Genomic DNA, 18629 nt, shown 5'->3' with positions numbered 1-18629 from the left:
ATAATTATGATTTGTAAAGTAAAAACTAATTTGTATATGAGGAGAGCCAATGAAACGGTTCGTGAAATTGTTTGGCATTTTTACGTTATTAATGTCTTTGTTGCTTATTACCGGTTGCGGTAGATATCAAGCTTTTAAATCCGTGTTAGATGAAATTATTTATAAAGGCACTACCTATGTAGATAATCCTACCGATGCTAGTGTTACTTTCACATTGGATGGCACAAGTTATACTGTGGATGCCCATAGTGTGAAGGAAATCGACTTGAAAGAGGGCTCTCATACATTGGTTACACCGAAAGGTGAAACAAAAACCTTTACGGTTTCTCAATATGATATGAAGTCCATTTTGAATCCCACGGAAACGACATATGCTATTTGGTATGTTCAATATGGGGAAGGCAAGGTTGGTAATGTTCAACATGGTGAAGTAACCACATCTATTGGGAATGATGTATATGTAGGTCCTATGACGACGCGTTCTGATATCTATATCGCTCGTCGAGGGAAATATCCATTCCGTTATGGTCTTGATGAGCCTTTTGAAGAAGTAGTTTATGTCAATGAACGAGATCCTAACGAGAAGGGGAATCCCGATGCATTGGTATTCGGAAAAATTTATCGACCAAAGGAATTTAAGGAAGCGTATCCTAAGTTATATAAAGAGTATTTAGGGGAATAAACTGTTTAAATAAGTAGTTTATTTATTATCTATTTATATGTTATGAGTACAATCTTTTTGTGTGTTAAGGAGATAATTATGAATAAGAAATTGTGGGCTCGTTGCTTGATGGCCGGTGTATTATCAATGAGTTTATTCGTTGTAGCTGGCTGTGGTGAGTCTAAAGAGGATAAACAAGCTAGATTTGAAAAGGCGCAGCAAGAGGCGTTGGCACAGGATCGTTCCAATAATGTAGCTCTTACAGATAAAATATCTAAAGCAGATACTTGGAAAACTGCAATTAATAAGTTGAAAGAACGAGGCGAATTAAAAACTGCCCCAATTCAAGTCTCTGGGGACATGACTTTTGATCAAAAGACCTTTAAGATTGACGTAGTAAAACCAGGGACCACTGAGTTGTTACGTTACCAATATGATTTTGAAAAGCAAACTTGGTCTGATGGCGCGCCTGTTGACGTAGTTGGTCCCGGCAAGAACGATATTGCGCAAACATTCTACTCCATCGACAATCTAAATCCAGATATGATGGCAACTGTTATTGAAAGCTTCAAAAAAGAAGGTCAATCCAATCCTGAGTTGAAAGATACTTATACAGGTTTCATTACAAAAGCCGGTATGGGTTGGGGGCCGAAAAGTCAAAAATTCCTCTACTTTGTAAATCAAATTGACTCTGAGGGCGGCGGCTTGGAAAGCGACAAAATCATTGAAGCTACTTATGATGAAACTGGCAAGGCTATCAAGTTAAAGGTAAAACCTAAAGGTAGTAAAGACCGCAAAAATCTTATTAAATAAATATTGAATGTATGTTGCTTCGCTATGTATTGAAATGCCCTATTAACTAAGTTTGTTATTAATCTATATGGTAGAGATATTGTATAGGTCAAAATATTCTAGTAAAATTTAATGATTTTTTAGAATATTTTGGCTTTCAATACGAGTGTAATATGATATACTAAAAAAGAGCCGCTCACGGGTTGAGCGGCTTTTCTATGTGAATTTTACATACATGTTAGTATAGATGATATATCTTTTGGGGGAACTATGAACTGGAAACGCTTGGCTTTATGCGCACTGTTAGGGATTACAATGCTTGGTACAGCGGCATGTGGTACAAAAAGTGGGGAACAACCACAAGGGAATACTGTGAAAGCAGAAACGGTAGCTATGCCTAACTTCTCTAACGCGCCAATTGCTGATGAATACGCTATTTTTGATACAAATTATGGTCAATTCAAAGTTCGTTTATTAGGTTCTAAAGCACCGATTACGGTTAAGAATTTTGATTATCTAGTAAAAAAAGGCTTCTATAACGGTGTTACATTCCACCGCGTTATCGAAGGATTTATGATTCAAGGCGGGGATCCAGATGGCACAGGTGCTGGCGGTCCAGGCTATACAATTCCTGATGAATTCTCTAATGACTTGCATTTCAACAAAATGGGCGTTCTTGCCATGGCTAACCGTGGTCCGAACACTGGTGGTTCCCAATTCTTCATTACCTTAGGTCCTACAGATTGGCTAGATAATAAACACACTATCTTTGGCACTGTAGTACAAGGTATGGATGTAGTTGAAAAAATCGGCAAAGTAAAAACTGGCCGCAACGATAAGCCTGTAGAACCAGTAATCATTAATACCATTACATTGGAACCAATTACTGATGATGCGAAAAATGGCAAATAAGGAGGATAAGTCTGAAGAACGACACTATGTGTATTTAGTGCGTTGTTCTGATGATTCCTTGTACTGTGGATGGACTACAGATCTTGAGCGCCGTATAGAGGCTCATAATGGGCTTATTCCAGGCGGTGCTAAGTATACGAGAGGGCGACGTCCTGTGACCTTGGTGTATGCTGAAAGCTTTCACCATAAACATGAGGCTCAACGTAGGGAATATGCCATTAAACAGATGACAAAGACTAAGAAGTTGAGGCTCATTAAGGGTGCAAAATAGTCCTTAATTATGGTATAATATGATGATTGATTACTACCATGGAGGTTGAAAATGAAGCGGGTTCTAGTGTCCGTAAAGAGTGTACAACGAGATATGGACGGCAAGGATACCGTAGTGGAATTGATTTCCCCAGGTACATCACATGAAAAGGGCAATGCCCAGTATGTGCGTTACGAAGAATCCAGTGTGACTGGTTTAGATGGGGTAAAGACGACCATTAAAATCCATGATGACTCAATTGTATTGCTCCGAACAGGGGCTGTGAATATGCGTCATCAATACGTCCGTGGTGAAGAGCGCGAATCCGTGTATGAAACACCGTATGGTGATTTACACATGGCCGTGAACACTCATGAATTAACAGTAGACTTTCACGAAGGCGTAGGTCATGTTCATTTAGGATATGACATTTCCGTCGAAGGTGAATGGCAATTTTATAATCAGTTAGATATAGACGTGCGGGAGGATATAGAGCATGGAAATGAAGGAAATCCTGAAATCGGGGATTGAACAGGCATTACAAGATACGATTAACAGCGGTGGTTTACCAGCTGGGGAATATCCAGAAATCGTTCTCGAAGTGCCACCTCAAAAAGAATTCGGTGATTTTTCTACAAATATCGCTATGCAATCCGCTCGTGTAGCCCGTCAAAACCCTCGTGCTATTGCAGAGGCTTTGATTAGCCATATGAATTTTGATTGGCTCGAACGTGCTGAGGTTGCTGGTGCAGGTTTCATCAACTTTTTCTTGAAATCTGATATGGTGTACGATACGTTGAAAGCCATTTTACATGCTGGCGATCAGTATGGTGTTCAACCATTGCGTGCACGTGATACGATTCAAGTAGAGTACGTAAGTGCGAACCCAACAGGCCCGTTGCATGTAGGTCATGGTCGTGGTGCTGCGTATGGTAGTGCACTTGTAAACTTGTTGCGTGCAGCAGGTTACAATGTACAGTCTGAGTACTATATCAATGATGCGGGTAACCAAATCGATAATATGGCTATCTCCATTGAGTACCGTTTCCAAGAGTTGCAAGGTGCGACATTAGTGTTCCCACCTAAGCGCAACGAAGATGGTTCCATGCCGGAATTCGATATTCCAGAAGGGGCTCTTGTGTTCCCTGAAAATGGTTACCGTGGTCCTGATATTATCGAGACTGCAAAAGCTATTGCTGAACGCGAAGGCTTTGATAAATTGAATGCTATGAACGAAGCAGATCGTATTGCCTTGTTTAAAGAGGAAGGTCTTAAAGAAAAACTAGCTTGCCTAGAGGAGACATTGAGAAACTTCCGCGTTACTTTTGATAATTGGTTCTCTGAGCGTACTGTTCACGAAACTGAGGAAATTCATCACTCTATAGAGGCGTTGAAGGTTCTTGGCAAAGTATACGAAAAAAACGGCGCTTTGTGGTTGAAATCCACTGATTATGGTGACGATAAAGACCGCGTTGTTATTCGTGATAATGGCGTTCCTACATACTTGGCGGCAGATATTGCATATCACCGCAGCAAATATGATCGTGGATTCAAAGAAATGATTGATATTTGGGGCGCTGACCATCATGGTTATGTATGCCGTGTAAAAGCTGCTATGGCCGCTTTTGGTTATGATCCAGACCAATTAACTATATTGTTATTACAAATGGTAGCATTGTTCCGTGATGGAGAACTCGTTAAATTATCTAAACGTAGTGGCGATAGCGTTACATTGGATGAGTTGATTGATGAAGTAGGCGTAGATGCATCTCGTTATTTCTTCTTGATGCGTTCCTTAGATAGCCAACTTGATTTCGATATTAACTTGGCGAAATCTCGTAGCAATGATAATCCAGTGTATTATATCCAATATGCTCATGCTCGTATTCACAGCATTTACAACCAAGTGCGTGAAGCTGGCATCGCATTTGGCGATTATAGTGAAACTGATTTCACAACGCTTACAAGCGAAATGGAATTAGAATTAATTAAGAAATTAGCTGAATATCCAGAAGAGGTAGTTCAATCTGCTGAACATCGTGCACCACATCGTATTGCTCGTTACTTATACGATTTGGCAAGCATGTTCCACTCCTTCTATCGTCAAGGTCGTATCATTGGCGTAGATCCAGCGTTGCAACAAGCTCGTCTAGGATTAATCACAGCGATTGCCCTCGTACTTCGTCAAGGCTTGGGTATTTTAGGTATTTCCGCTCCGGAAAAAATGTAATAGGTGGGAGGCATCATGGCAACTAAGTATATTTTCGTAACTGGCGGCGTTGTTTCTTCTCTTGGTAAAGGGATTACAGCAGCATCCTTGGGTCGCTTGCTTAAAAACCGCGGTTTCAATGTAACGATTCAAAAATTTGACCCATACATTAATATTGACCCTGGTACGATGAGCCCTTACCAACATGGTGAAGTATTCGTAACAGATGACGGAGCTGAAACTGACCTTGATTTAGGCCATTATGAACGCTTCATCGATATTAACCTTAGTAAACGTTCCAACATTACAGCTGGTAAAGTGTACTGGTCTGTAATTAATAAAGAACGTAAAGGTGACTACTTGGGCAGCACTGTACAAGTAATTCCACATATTACAAATGAAATTAAACAAAATGTATACCGCGTAGGTAAAGAGGATAACGCTGATGTAGTTATCACTGAAATCGGCGGTACAGTAGGCGATATTGAAAGCTTGCCGTTCATGGAAGCTATCCGCCAAGTGAAAAAAGAAGTAGGTCGTAACGACGTACTGTACATTCACGTTACATTGGTACCATACATCAATGCAGCAGGCGAGTTGAAAACAAAACCTACACAACATAGCGTAAAAGAATTGCGCAGTATCGGTATTCAACCAGATATCTTGGTATGCCGTAGTGAAAAACACATTTCTGATGAAATGAAAGAAAAACTTGCTTTGTTCTGCGACGTAGAACCAGAAGCAGTTATTGAAAACAAAACTTGCAGCTCCATCTATGAAGTACCATTGATGATGCAAGACCAAGGTCTTGATGACATCGTTATCAAAAAATTAGGTCTTGAAGAACGCCCTTGCGATATGACTGCATGGAAAGAAATGGTTCACAAAATCTTGAATCCAAGCAAAGATATTACAGTGGCTATCGTTGGTAAATATGTAGCATTACATGATGCGTATTTATCCGTAGTTGAAGCTCTAGATCATGCTGGTATTGCTACGGGTACTAAAGTGAATATTCGTTGGATTGACTCCGAAGAACTTGATGATACATCTATAGATCCTAAAGAGGTATTTGATGGTGTTGAAGGTATCATCGTACCTGGTGGATTTGGCTCTCGTGGTGTAGAAGGTAAAATCCGCACAATCCAATACGCTCGTGAAAACAATATTCCATATCTTGGTTTATGCCTTGGCATGCAAACTGCAGTAATGGAATTTGCTCGTAACGTATGCGGTATGGAAGGTGCCACTTCTAGCGAATTCGATGAAAATGCTAAATATAAAGTGATCGACTTGATGAGTGACCAAGTTGACGTAGATAAAAAAGGCGGCACAATGCGCCTTGGTATTTACCCATGTAAAGTAGAAGCGGGTACAAAAACTCGTGAAGTATATGGGGAAGACCTTATCTATGAACGTCATCGTCACCGTTATGAGTTCAACAATGAATACCGTCAACAATTGACTGATGCTGGTCTTGTTATCTCTGGTACATCTCCAGATGGTCGACTTGTGGAAAGTGTAGAAGTGAAAAATCATCCATTCTTCATCGGTACACAAGCGCATCCAGAACTTAAATCCCGTCCAAATAATGCACATCCATTATTCCGCGGTTTAGTAGATGCGATCTTAGAACTAAAAAAATAGAGTAGAGCCATGGGATCTCTTTTATCTATTATAGATATATTTATATTAGCTGCACTCAAACTAGAGCAGTTTGTATATGGTAAATCGGGAAAAGAACAATCTACAACTGGTCACATAGCACGGAGAGGGCTTGCTAATATAGCGGGTTTAATCGCTTTTGATCATTCTACTATAAGTAGTAAATCTATTGTAGTACGTAAAAAGAAGAAAGATGCTCAGAAATGAGCATCTTTCTTCTTTTTTTATTTACATCGAAAAATATTGAAAAAATATATCGATAAATTTAAAAATAACACTTGCAATATTGAATGATATTTGTTATTATATAGACAAAGATAGATATACCGATGGTGTTAAGTGCACCAATACAAATATAATCATTACAATTTGATACTCACACAAGGAGGACATAACATGTCTATTATTGGTAAACAACTTCCTGAATTTACACTTGATGCTTTCAAAAAACCTGAATTGGTAAAAGTAAGCACTGCAGACGTGTTGGGTAAATGGTCTGTATTCGTATTCTATCCAGCAGATTTCACATTTGTGTGTCCTACTGAATTGGAAGACGTACAAAATTCCTATGCTGAGTTGAAAGAATTGGGTTGCGAAGTTTACTCTGTATCTTGTGACTCCGAATTCGTTCACAAAGCATGGTCCGATGCTTCTCCAACTATCAATAAAATCGAGTACTACATGTTAGCTGACAAAAAACATGAATTAGCTGATTTCTTCGATGTATTCCAAGAAGAATCTGCTATGGCTTACCGTGGTACTTTCGTAGTAGACCCAGAAGGCTTCGTACGTACAGCTGAAATCCATGATATGGGTATCGGTCGTTCCGCTGAAGAATTGGTTCGTAAAGTACAAGCTGCTCAATTCGTAGCTAAACATGGCGACCAAGTGTGCCCTGCACGTTGGAAACCAGGTAAAGACACTTTAAAACCAGGTCTTGATCTTGTAGGTAAAATCTAATTTAGAAACCTATACTTAAGTGCTAGAGTAATCTAGACAACTCCTCAAATGACAAGAACACGGGCGCGCATCGTTTTCCTAACGATACGGTAAGTCCCAATACCAGATGAACCCTCTCCAATTCATCATGGTAAACCTCATATAACAAACTACAAACTATACGCAAAAGGACTGGCCTTCGGGCTGGTCCTTTTGTGTTGTTTATATCCCTTTGCAAAAGTAGGAAATAAGTTCTTGCTTTTTTGTTATGAGTGGTCTATAATGAAATTAATTCCTAGTGATATACAAGGTTTTATAAAAATAATATAACAAGTGCTTTATAACATGGGGTGTGTTAGCGCACTAACTTTTACAAAGAGAGGCAACATATATGAGGATTTCCACAAAGGGTCGTTATGCATTGATGGTTCTCATTGATTTAGCAGAGCAAGGTCAAGATAAACCAGTATCTTTGCGATCTGTGGCAGAACGACAAGGCATTTCTGAAAAATACCTAGAAGGTATCGTAGCTCGTTTGGGTGCTGCAAACCTAGTGGATAGCATTCGTGGTAAATACGGCGGCTATCGATTGTCTAAAAGCCCTAAAGAGTACACAATTATTGAAATTTTGCTTGCCACAGAAGAATCTATGGCTATCATTTCCACCCTTGATGAAGGGGTGAGTACTGATACGGTAATCAACGAACGCACTGTTGGTTTCTGGGCAGGATTACAAAACTATATTCATGATTATTTAGAAAACGTAACTCTTCAAGATGTAATTGATGGAACTTACGCTAAACTTGATACAAAATATGATAATTGGGATGGTTCGATTTAATAAGGAGTGACCACTATGTCTAAAATTGCAAAATCTTTTGTTGAATTAATTGGTAAAACACCGCTATTGGCGGCTACTCGTTTTGGTGCTAAATTTGGTGCAGATGCTAATATCTTCGCTAAATTAGAATACTTCAATCCAGGTGGCTCTGTTAAAGACCGTATCGCAGCAGCGATCATTCAAGCAGCTGTTGAGTCTGGTGAATTACAACCAGGTGGTACAATCGTAGAAGCTACATCTGGTAACACAGGTATTGGCTTATCTGCTGTTGGTGCAGCACTTGGCTATAAAGTAGTTATTGTAATGCCTGAAACAATGTCCGTTGAACGCCGTAAATTGATGCTTGGCTATGGTGCTCAACTTGTATTGACTGATGGCTCTCTTGGTATGAAAGGTGCTATTGCAAAGGCTAAAGAAATCGTAACAGCTACTGCTGGTGCCATCGAAGCCGGTCAATTCGTAAACCAAGCTAACCCTACAATTCACTACAGAACTACAGGTCCTGAAATCTGGCAAGATACAGATGGTGCAGTAGATATCTATGTAGCAGGTGTTGGTACAGGTGGTACTTTAACAGGTGCAGGTCGTTATTTAAAAGAACAAAACCCAGATGTTAAAATTGTGGCTGTGGAACCAACTGATTCCCCAGTATTGTCTAACGGCAAATCAGGCCCTCATAAAATCCAAGGCTTAGGCGCTGGCTTCATTCCTGATACTTTGGATACTAACATTTATGATGAAGTAATCCAAGTAACTAACGAAGATGCATTCGCTACATCTCAAGCATTTGGTCATACAGAAGGCGTATTGGTAGGTATTTCCTCTGGTGCAGCTCTTTGGGCTGCTCAAGAGTTGGCAAAACGCCCTGAAAATAAAGGTAAAAACATCGTAGTAATTCTTCCTGATACAGGTGAACGCTACTTGTCTACAGCTTTATTCCCTGAAGTGTAATAGAATATGATTGGTGAAAGTATTGAATATGCTTTCCTAATATAGCAAAGCCCCTCGTTTTGAGGGGCTTTTTCGTGCTTAACATAGTGGAAGTTTATGTTAGGGATATTTAATTTAACATAAAGAAAAAGGAGCTATTAGGTAGCTCCTTTTATGTTATGGTATGTATTTAATTGTAATTATCTACCGTTCTTAACGATATTGTCTATCCAGTTGAATAATTCATCTAGATCGTAGTCACCAGAATGGTTTACATCAAATGGTGTAGCCATATCTACTTTATACCCAAGGTTTTGAGCGCGGGTACCAACGATCAATGGAATTGCTACAGATGTATTGCTATCAGCTGTACCGTAGCGGATGCGATAGAATTGAGCATTTGTCGCTGCTGGAGAGCCGAGATAGTTCATTGGGTTCATCATAGTAACGACTTTAGCATTTTGTACATATGCCTCTGGATTAGAGGTTGTATCGTGTAAAGCTGCAGTAATTGTAAAGTGATTATTATCTGTTGTACTTGTACCGAATAAGTTGTTCTCGCCAGAGTCATTAGATCGGGAATCGAATGCACCTGGTGCTTTAGAGCGACTTACAAATTGGTTATAAGCTTCCCAGTTAATATCTTTGATAGTACCGGTTTTATTATCACGTACAAGATATGTATGTTTAGATAAATCAGTACCTTTAGCTTGTGCCTTATTAGCGGCTGCAACGATAAATTCTTTCACATAGTTTTTGAAAGTACCATTACCATTCTTATCTAATTTCAACACACGACCTACAGAGTCATGTAATTGTAAGTTATTTACGTATTCAGGGAAGTGTTCCTTAAGCAAATTGGAGTAAGCCATATCATCATGACTCATGGATACTTTGTTGGAGGAGGTAACACCATTATAGCTCCATTCATAAGCCATATCTGCCGCATCAAGGTTAGTGATAGGGGCGTACGCAGAAACTGCATATACATTCGTTGCCGCTGTAGCCGCACCTAATGCTTGTAAATATGGTTGGAAGTCGGAGCTGTTGCCTGCAGCGCCTTGTAACAAGGATACCGCACCGCCAGCACTTGTACCATTGGTGATAATGCGATTTGCATTACCTGGCATAGTGGAATCGTTTGCATGCAAGTATGCCGTAGCTGCTTGTAAGTCAACGATTACTGCTGGTGCTTTGCCGATGAAGTTGCCGTCGGAGGCTTTGTTTGTACGGCCACGTGTAGCTGGGGAGGCTACTACGTAACCACGTGCTAATGCATATACAACACTGTTAGGTTTGCCATTTTCTACTTTTGGAGTCATAGCTTGGCTTGGCATGTAACCACCTACCGTATTTGGCATGAAGATAGGGGCTGTTTGTGTATTGTAACCATTTACAGTACCGTTGTTGAAGTATTCTTCTGGTACATAAATGTTCATGTACTGTTGATCGATATCGATAGGATTAGCCACGTAAGGGATATATTCGAAGGCGCGATATTTGATTTCCTTATTATCTACTGTTGTAGACATAGATTCGTAATTTTTCACGTCGAAGGCAAGGCTAATCTTTGAAGATGCATCGGCTTGCAATGGTGGCTCCATTGGTTGGGAAAGAATATCTTTCTCTTCTACTACAGCAGATCCTTTAGTGGATGCCTCATTACGAGCATCTACATAGGATTGAGGCAATTTGCTTTCTTGAACATTAGCTTCGACTTTAGCTTTTTCTTCAGCCTCAGCTTGAGCTTTAGCAGCGGCTTCAGCCTCAGCTTGTGCTTTAGCCTTAGCTTCAGCCTCGGCTTTAGCTTTTGCTTCAGCTTCAGCTTGAGCCTTAGCAGCAGCTTCCGCTTCTTCTTTTGCTAATTGCTCAGCAGCTAAACGTTCTTGTTCTTCTTTGATCGCAGCTTGTCTTGCAATTTCTGCTTGTTGGGCTGCGATACGTTCTTGTTCTGCTTTGATAGCAGCTTCACGTTCAGCTTTAGCTTGCTCAGCCGCGATACGCTCTTGTTCTGCTTTTAGGGCTGCTTGGCGTTGAGCTTCAGCTTGCTCAGCTGCGATACGTTGTTGTTCAGCCTGTTGAGCAGCGATACGCTCTTGTTCTGCTTTTAGGGCCGCTTGGCGTTCTGCCTCAGCTTTAGCGGCAGCTTCTGCACGTTGACGCGCAGCTTCTTCAGCAGCTAAACGTTCCTCCTCAGCTTGTTGAGCAAGGATACGTTCACGTTCCGCTTTTAAAGCCGCTTGGCGTTGTGCCTCAGCTTGCTCAGCCGCAATACGTTGTTGTTCTGCTTGTTGAGCTGCAATACGTTCTTGTTCTGCTTTTAGAGCTGCTTGGCGTTGAGCTTCGGCTTGCTCAGCTGCGATACGCTCTTGTTCTGCTTTTAGGGCCGCTTGGCGTTGCGCTTCAGCTTGCTCAGCCGCGATTCGTTCTTGTTCTACTTTTAGAGCTGCTTGGCGCTGCGCTTCAGCTTGTTCAGCAGCAATACGTTGTTGTTCTGCTTGTTGAGCTGCAATACGTTCTTGCTCCGCTCTTAATACCGCTTGGCGTTGCGCTTCAGCTTGCTCAGCGGCAAGACGTTGTTGCTCTGCTTGTTGAGCTGCAATACGCTCTTGCTCCGCTCTTAGAGCCGCCTGGCGTTGAGCCTCAGCTTGCTCGGCAGCGATACGTTGTTGCTCAGCTTGCAACGCCATTTGACGTTGTTGTTCACCGAGAATTGCTGCTTGACGTTGAGCCTCGGCTTGCTTTTGAGCAACCATTTGTTGATCAACTTGCACTACGCCACTTTGTTTAGCTGCTTCTTCTGCTTCTAATTGAGCGATTCTTTCACGTTCAGCACGTTGAATATCGCGGATAGTCAATTTTTGTTTAGCTACCACGGGTTTAGTAGTTGTTGTATTAGCAACTGTTAAGGGCATAGTAGATTGTTCTTGCACAACTACAGGCGTACGTTGTACTTGTGTAGTTTGAATTTGTTGTTTGCCATCTACTTGTTTTTGTACAGTTACAGGTTCTGTTTTCCGTTGTACATTCATCAAGCTATGCATAGCCAATGTTGGCTCCATAACAGTGTTAGTTTGTTTATTAACAACGTATTGTGGTTGAGAAACCGTCATATGCTGCTGAGACAAAGCTTTTGCAGTATCTGTTACTGGTACTGGACGTACACGAGGAATCAAAGGTGTTACCATTGGAGGCGCTTGCGTTGTTACAGTTTGTTGTACCTGTGCAGGTCTTATGGGTGCTTGTTGTTGAGTGACAACAGTTGTTTGTGTAATTGGTTGGGTAGGTTGGGTTACTACAGGTCGTACGACTGGGGTCCCTACATTTGTAGTGGCTTGAGTCGTTGATTCAGTGGTAGTGTTCGAACCTACTAAATCATTCATGTTGAGGGTAGGGGCTGCGTGGGCAACACCACCCAACGCTGCTGCTGCAAAAAATGCGGCAGTGACCTTACATTTCCTAGATGATTTCATGAATTACTCTCCGAACTAGAATTGAAAAAAATAATTTATAATTTTAAAATTTATTTATATTTATATAGTTTAACATAAATCGATATATTTGTACAATTTGTGAAAATATAGATGAATAATAGATGGATGTAAAGAAGGTGAAATTAGAAAAGTATAATTAATTTTAAAGTACATGGAATATTAAACTTTGTCTTTAATAATTAGAAGAGGCGTTTTCTTCTGTATACATCTTTCCATAAAATATGATATGCTTTTGGTAATTTAGCTGAGTTTTGTTGATAAAGGAGAGAATATGTTTAGAAAATTCTTATTAGCCTGTATGGTGCTAAGTGCTTTCACCGTACAGACACAGGCTATATCGATTAATGAATTAAATGGATCACCACAGTTTAAAAATGTATATCAAAAAACCGATTCCTATCAAGGTACTTATCCAAAGGATAGGCTAATAAACTATTTAAACACTTACTCTGTAGAAGCACTAGAATACGCAGCGCCACATTATAAATTAAAAGGTACTTTTTACACTGTTTATACATATACTCGTGGTACGTTTATTACTGAATATGAAGTAACGGCCACATATAATACTAATTATTCACTAGGTTCTTTAATTCACGCTAGTCAAATAGCACAGCCATCCCCATCTATGTATGCGGTTATAAAGGCAGCACAAGATGATTCTGGTATACAAATTGACTTACGAGAGGTGAAGCGATTTAATGGGGATGGTACTGAGGTTAGTAGTACAGTTCCTTTAGTGCACCAATTACGACCTTTAGATCGTAGTCGTTCCGATCAAGATCTCTTTGCTATAGCAGATGCCATGTTTGTCGTTGCATATCAGCAGCATTTTGATGATATTGTGGTGAAATGAGGTGCCTTATGAAACGTTTTTTATTTTTTATGGCACTACTATGTGTTTTGTGTATTTCTTTTAATTCTGTAAAAGCTATTTCTAATGCTGAACTACAAGATACCAGTCGTTTTGAACATATCATTTCTAAAGGTGACACAGGTGGTGGAGATGGTAAATATATTGAGTTGAGCACACTTCGAGATATATCTACCGATGCACGTACAAAAAGTATAGAGACTAAAATATACGTTGTATTACCGTCTTCTGATTTGATTCGGGAATACACAATTCGGTATGACTATAATCTAACGTATTCCTTTGCTAATTTAGTAGCAAGAATGCCGGAGTTTACACAACGATTTCCTGATTTTAGCTTAAATGATATATGGAATCTTAAAATGGATGAATCTGGTATTGTAGGGACTGTTAAGGCGCAACAGGATTATACTCTTAATGGGGAAAGTAAACCTACACAACCAGGTTATAAAGGATATGAGCATGTTACATTTTTAACACCTACAGACTTTGATTTTGAAAGCTATCACGTTGCAAACCGAGTTTTTAAGAAAGTATTTGGCATATTTTATGATGATGTAAGTCGATAGTTTATATAAGAAAAGGACTAGAACGTTAGTGTTCTAGTCCTTTTGCTATATGTACTTATTTAGCATATGTATGTTTTTGTCGTATGTACTAGTATTATACTAGCTTTCACAATTATTTTTTCAAGCTTGGTTTTACAAGTGCCAAGATGAAGCAAGCCACAACGGAACCGATTGCGATGGATGCAAGGTATAGGAGTGGGTTACCGATTGTTGGTACTACGAAGATACCGCCGTGAGGAGCGCGTAGTGTACATTCGAAGAACATGGACAACGCACCAGCTGTACCAGCACCGATGATGCAAGCTGGCAATACGCGAACTGGATCAGCCGCTGCAAATGGGATAGCACCTTCTGTGATGAAGGAAAGACCCATAATATAGTTTGTGATACCAGATTTGCGTTCTGCTTCTGTGAAGCGGCTAGGGAAGAATGTAGTACAAAGAGCGATAGCCAACGGAGGAACCATACCGCCTGCCATTACAGCGGCCATGATACCATATTCACCAGTAGCTAGGGCGCCAGTGCCGATAACGTAAGCGGCTTTGTTTACAGGACCACCCATATCAACGGACATCATAGCACCAAAGATGAGACCTAACAATACGCGGCTAGTAGTACCCATAGATTGCAAGGAGTCCATTAACCAGTGGTTAAGTGCAGATACAGGAGGGTTGATTACGAAGGTAATGGCAAGACCTATGAACAATACACCAAGTACAGGATAGAAGAGAACTGGTTTTGTACCTTCTAACGCTTGAGGTAAACCAGATACTAATTTTTTAACTAATAATACTAAATAACCTGCTGCAAAGCCGGCGATTAATGCGCCAAGGAAACCAGAGCCACCTTGGTTAGCCAATAAGCCACCAACGAAACCAGCTACAAGACCTGGGCGGTCAGCAATACTCATAGCAATGTAACCAGCTAATACTGGCAACATGAAGCCAAAGGATGCACCACCGATTTGCATTAAGAACGCAGATAAAGGTGTACCAGAACCGAAGTTTTTAGGATTCGCAGGATCGAATATATCGAATAGGAATGCAAGGGCAATCAAGATACCGCCACCAATAACGAATGGCAACATGTGAGATACACCATTCATCAAGTGTTTGTAGATTTGACGACCTACGCTGTCAGATGCGCTAGCAGCGATTTCAGCAGCTTCACGGTCTGCTGCAGATGCTTGGTATACAGCTGCTGTGCCAGCCATGGCTTCTGTTAAAAGCTCTTCTGCTTTATTGATACCGTTCGCAACCTTCGTTTGAATCATAGGTTTGCCGTTAAAGCGCGCCATTTCTACTTGACGGTCAGAAGCGACGATGATGCATTTAGCATGAGCGATTTCTTCTGCTGTAAGAGCATCTTTAACACCAGAAGCACCATTTTTCTCAACCTTTAAGGAAATGCCCATTTCTTTCGCTTTTCGTTCTAAAGATTCAGCAGCCATGTAGGTATGAGCAATACCAGTAGGGCAACCAGTTACAGCCAATACATCGTAGTGCGGGTTATCTACAGAAATCTTAGGGGCCACTTTTTCGATAGCTTCCGTAGCTTTAGCTTCGATAGCATCGGTAACACTTGGAGTCTCTTGAGATTCTGGCTGTTTGATATATCCTTCAACGGATGGGTCAAAGTTACCTTGCTCTTTAGCTGTTATGAGTTCCAAGAAACGTTCTACAGTAGGAGCAGCGATGAGGGCTTCTTTGAAATCAGGGTCGATAACCATCATAGCTAATTGACTCAATACCTCTACATGAGTGTCAGCTGCGCCTTCTGGAGCTGCGATCATGAAGAATAAACGAGATGGTTGACCGTCGAGTGCTTCGAAGTCTACGCCGTGAGGCACAACCATAGCTGCTAGGCCTGCTTCTTTTACGCCTGCGGATTTGGCATGTGGTGTAGCGATGCCGTCACCAAGGCCGGTAGAACCAGATTCTTCGCGAGCAAAAACGGCTGCTAAGTACTCACCTTTGTCGATGAGGTTGCCACCTTTTTCCATTAACTCCCCTAAGGTATAAATAGCGTCAGCCTTTGTAACAGGGTCCGCATTTAGCAGGACGGATTGAGGTTTTAATAAATCAGTGATTTGCATATGTGTACTCCTTGATGCAAATAAAATGTAAAACTAGTTAACTTGTACTTGTGAAAGTAATGCTTCTACTTCTGTCAGTGTAGCGAGATTTTCAGAGTAAGCGGAGGCAGAGCCACTGGAGATACCCCAGTATAGAGCCTCTTGTAGATCCCCTGTCTTTTCAAAGCCTGTAATAAAGCCTGCTACCATGGAATCGCCAGCGCCTACAGAATTTACGAGCGTCCCCTTAGGGGCAGGGCTCGTATATACAGTGCCATCAGCTGCGACCAAGATAGCTCCATCACCAGCCATAGAGATAAGCACATGCTGTGCGCCTTTCTCTTGCAATGCTTTGGCAGCTTCTACGAGGTCCTCCTTTGTAGAAAGGGGGCGACCAAAGATTTCGCTAAGCTCATGATTGTTAGGTTTAATCAAGAACGGTTTATATGGCAATACTCGTGTAAGTAAATCCTTTGTAGCATCTACGACGATGCGAATATTTTTATGTTGCAAGCGCTCCATAATGAGCTCGTACATATCGCTAGGTAAGCTAGAAGGAATACTGCCTGCAAGGATTAGTGTATCCTTATCTGTCAATGCATCGAGCTGTTTGTAGAGGGCTTTTAATTCGTCGTCCGAGATAATTGGACCACGGCCGTTGATCTCTGTTTCCTCATCAGAGGCTTTCACCTTAACATTGATGCGGGTTAATCCTTCGCGGAGTCGAATGAAATCTTCTTTTACGCCGAAGCTATTGAGCTGTGTTACGATTTCTTCACCTGTAAAGCCGGCGATGAAACCGAGTGCCGTTGTATCCATGCCCAAGTTGTTAAGCACGATAGATACGTTGATACCCTTGCCACCACCAAGAACGTATTCTTGAGTTGTACGATTAATGGTGCCCGTCTTGAGGTGATCTAGGCGCACGATATAATCGAGGGCTGGGTTAAAGGTAATGGTGTAAATCATACAAATTCCCCTTTTAAGATTAATTAGCCTATGATTTGTTGATTTTGTAATTAGTGTATGATTGATTTTGTAATTAGCGTATGATTGGTTGATCTTGCTTCCGTAGTCGTAACCAGTAAAGGAGCGGTACGAGATATAGGAAGAAGGCGAATGGTACATAGCCGGCTGTGCTAGTACCCATCATAACTACAGGTACGTAAGCGGCGATGTTCCATGGTAGTAAGGCGGAAATGACGATGCCGCTGTTTTCAAAGTCGAGCATCACATCTTCATCTTGAATACCCCGTTGAGCGTAGGTAATGCGCATAATAGAATGTGTCATCACAACCGCTATAGCTTGGCTACAACCTACAGCGCCAGTTAAGAGTGCGAGACCTACATTGGCAGCAAATACATCGCTCCGTGTTTTAGCTCGCTCTAATAGTTGTCTAACATCATTCCAGAAGCCAACCCCTTCGAGCATGCCAGAAATGGCAGTAGCCATAAAGATGGATAATGTAGGGATGAACATCGTTTGCAATCCACCGCCGTGAATGATATCTGCTAGCGGATTATAATGTGGTAGTTCAAAGCCTGTTAAGGTATACCATCCCAATTCGGAAAGGGTAGCCCCTTGATTAGTATAAGCAAGAATGGCTGCGGCTAATGCGCTGAGGCCGATAGGCCATCGAATCGATACTTTCAAAGGCAATAGACCGATGACGATAATCACTGGAATCCATAAGATCCAATCGATGTTGAATACAAAGTGGATTGTATCGGGCAGCAAGCTATTAGTATAGTTGAGTGGGAACCACTGAGATAGTAATAGATAAAGCACTGTGGAAATCACAAGTGCTAGCAGACCATCCTTAAACATAATAGGGATATTGGTTGGTACCTTTGTATGTGTTAAAGCCGCTACGAGAGAGGCGCTAGATGATAAAGGACCATTGCGATTGCCAAAGTACGCACCTGCTATAATGGCGCCTGCTACGATATCCTCTGGAATATTACCAGCCCTTGCCATCGTGATGAGCACGATACCCATGGTGCCTACAGTACCGAAAGCTGTACCTAATACCATGCTAACAATCGCTGTTAATAAGAAGGCACAAGCAATAAAGAGGGACGGATTAATCAAGTCGATGCCGGTGGCGATAATCATTGGGATGATGCCTGCTGCTTGCCACATAGCGATGAGCCAACCGATAAGCAAGAATATTTGCATTACCACAATCGAGGTTTTAGCACCTGTCCATGATAGGTTTAGCAGTTCTTTTGGTTGGTATCCTTTGCGATAGAATACATAGGCCATGATGCACCATACCACTATCAAGGCGTAACCAATAGCAATACCGTTAGCTACGGCGATGATAATGACGAGGATAGATATGAGTAAACCTATGAGCGACTCCGTATTTTTCGGCATTAGAGAACGGCCTTGTTGATACTTTAGAAACGCATTTAA

At 41.2% G+C, this 18629-nt stretch carries 17 protein-coding genes; 13 read left to right on the top strand and 4 right to left on the bottom strand.

Annotated elements, in window-relative coordinates:
* Positions 1-49 precede the first annotated feature (49 nt).
* The 11 genes from VRHSUH09_RS05685 (at position 50) to cysK (ending at position 9220) form a co-directional block, all read left to right on the top strand.
* The gene (locus tag VRHSUH09_RS05685) at positions 50-682 is read left to right on the top strand and encodes a hypothetical protein (RefSeq protein ID WP_105081639.1); all 633 of its coding nucleotides are present in this window, start codon (positions 50-52) and stop codon (positions 680-682) included.
* 78 nt (positions 683-760) lie between these two features.
* Positions 761-1474 (top strand): hypothetical protein, encoded by a 714-nt coding sequence (locus VRHSUH09_RS05680; protein ID WP_105081638.1) that lies wholly within the window; start codon positions 761-763, stop codon positions 1472-1474.
* A 249-nt stretch (positions 1475-1723) separates the two neighbouring features.
* Complete coding sequence (locus VRHSUH09_RS05675) at positions 1724-2365, top strand: peptidylprolyl isomerase (protein WP_009352363.1); 642 nt, start codon at positions 1724-1726, stop codon at positions 2363-2365.
* The gene (locus tag VRHSUH09_RS05670) at positions 2355-2636 is read left to right on the top strand and encodes a GIY-YIG nuclease family protein (protein ID WP_054748400.1); all 282 of its coding nucleotides are present in this window, start codon (positions 2355-2357) and stop codon (positions 2634-2636) included. The genes VRHSUH09_RS05675 and VRHSUH09_RS05670 overlap by 11 nt, the downstream gene beginning before the upstream one ends.
* Before the next feature lie 51 nt (positions 2637-2687).
* Positions 2688-3146, top strand: a complete 459-nt coding sequence (locus tag VRHSUH09_RS05665) for a YwiB family protein (protein ID WP_105081637.1) — start codon at positions 2688-2690, stop codon at positions 3144-3146.
* A complete protein-coding gene (gene argS, locus VRHSUH09_RS05660; RefSeq protein WP_105081636.1) occupies positions 3112-4845 on the top strand; it encodes an arginine--tRNA ligase in 1734 nt (577 codons plus the stop codon). Before VRHSUH09_RS05665 ends, argS begins: the two co-directional genes overlap by 35 nt.
* A 15-nt stretch (positions 4846-4860) precedes the next feature.
* Positions 4861-6471, top strand: a complete 1611-nt coding sequence (locus VRHSUH09_RS05655) for a CTP synthase (RefSeq protein WP_009352524.1) — start codon at positions 4861-4863, stop codon at positions 6469-6471.
* A 9-nt stretch (positions 6472-6480) separates the two neighbouring features.
* The gene (locus VRHSUH09_RS05650) at positions 6481-6696 is read left to right on the top strand and encodes a hypothetical protein (RefSeq protein ID WP_054748395.1); all 216 of its coding nucleotides are present in this window, start codon (positions 6481-6483) and stop codon (positions 6694-6696) included.
* A 189-nt stretch (positions 6697-6885) separates the two neighbouring features.
* Positions 6886-7449 carry an alkyl hydroperoxide reductase subunit C gene (gene ahpC, locus VRHSUH09_RS05645; protein ID WP_009352518.1) on the top strand — a complete coding sequence of 188 codons (564 nt, stop codon included), beginning with the start codon at positions 6886-6888 and terminating at the stop codon, positions 7447-7449.
* A gap of 370 nt (positions 7450-7819) precedes the next feature.
* The gene (locus VRHSUH09_RS05640; protein ID WP_004698292.1) at positions 7820-8269 is read left to right on the top strand and encodes an RrF2 family transcriptional regulator; all 450 of its coding nucleotides are present in this window, start codon (positions 7820-7822) and stop codon (positions 8267-8269) included.
* A 15-nt stretch (positions 8270-8284) separates the two neighbouring features.
* On the top strand, positions 8285-9220 hold the full coding sequence (gene cysK / locus VRHSUH09_RS05635; protein ID WP_054748392.1) for a cysteine synthase A: 936 nt from the start codon (positions 8285-8287) through the stop codon (positions 9218-9220).
* Between the two features lie 179 nt (positions 9221-9399).
* On the opposite strand, the gene VRHSUH09_RS10455 is transcribed toward cysK, so the two are convergent.
* Positions 9400-12672: a subtype B tannase gene (locus VRHSUH09_RS10455; RefSeq protein WP_174683239.1), complete on the bottom strand. Its 3273-nt coding sequence runs from the start codon at positions 12670-12672 to the stop codon at positions 9400-9402.
* A 292-nt stretch (positions 12673-12964) separates the two neighbouring features.
* Here VRHSUH09_RS10455 and VRHSUH09_RS05625 point away from each other — a divergent pair, with 292 nt between their 5' ends.
* Both VRHSUH09_RS05625 and VRHSUH09_RS05620 read left to right on the top strand, forming a co-directional pair.
* Complete coding sequence (locus tag VRHSUH09_RS05625) at positions 12965-13549, top strand: hypothetical protein (protein ID WP_105081635.1); 585 nt, start codon at positions 12965-12967, stop codon at positions 13547-13549.
* Between the two features lie 8 nt (positions 13550-13557).
* Positions 13558-14136 carry a hypothetical protein gene (locus tag VRHSUH09_RS05620; protein ID WP_054748232.1) on the top strand — a complete coding sequence of 193 codons (579 nt, stop codon included), beginning with the start codon at positions 13558-13560 and terminating at the stop codon, positions 14134-14136.
* A 112-nt stretch (positions 14137-14248) separates the two neighbouring features.
* On the opposite strand, the gene VRHSUH09_RS05615 is transcribed toward VRHSUH09_RS05620, so the two are convergent.
* The 3 genes from VRHSUH09_RS05615 to VRHSUH09_RS05605 all read right to left on the bottom strand — a co-directional run bounded on the left by VRHSUH09_RS05615 (position 14249) and on the right by VRHSUH09_RS05605 (position 18590).
* On the bottom strand, positions 14249-16231 hold the full coding sequence (locus tag VRHSUH09_RS05615) for a PTS fructose transporter subunit IIABC (protein ID WP_105081634.1): 1983 nt from the start codon (positions 16229-16231) through the stop codon (positions 14249-14251).
* A 33-nt stretch (positions 16232-16264) separates the two neighbouring features.
* Positions 16265-17179 (bottom strand): 1-phosphofructokinase, encoded by a 915-nt coding sequence (gene pfkB, locus VRHSUH09_RS05610; protein WP_105081633.1) that lies wholly within the window; start codon positions 17177-17179, stop codon positions 16265-16267.
* 73 nt (positions 17180-17252) lie between these two features.
* Entirely contained in the window at positions 17253-18590 is a 1338-nt protein-coding gene (locus tag VRHSUH09_RS05605) for a Na+/H+ antiporter NhaC family protein (protein WP_245875995.1), read from the bottom strand.
* Positions 18591-18629 lie beyond the last annotated feature (39 nt).

It is taken from the genome of Veillonella rogosae JCM 15642 (assembly GCF_002959775.1).
GTDB lineage: Bacteria > Bacillota > Negativicutes > Veillonellales > Veillonellaceae > Veillonella > Veillonella rogosae.
The sequence above is the reverse complement of the archived record's forward strand: the minus strand, read 5'-3'. Positions and strand labels throughout refer to the sequence as shown.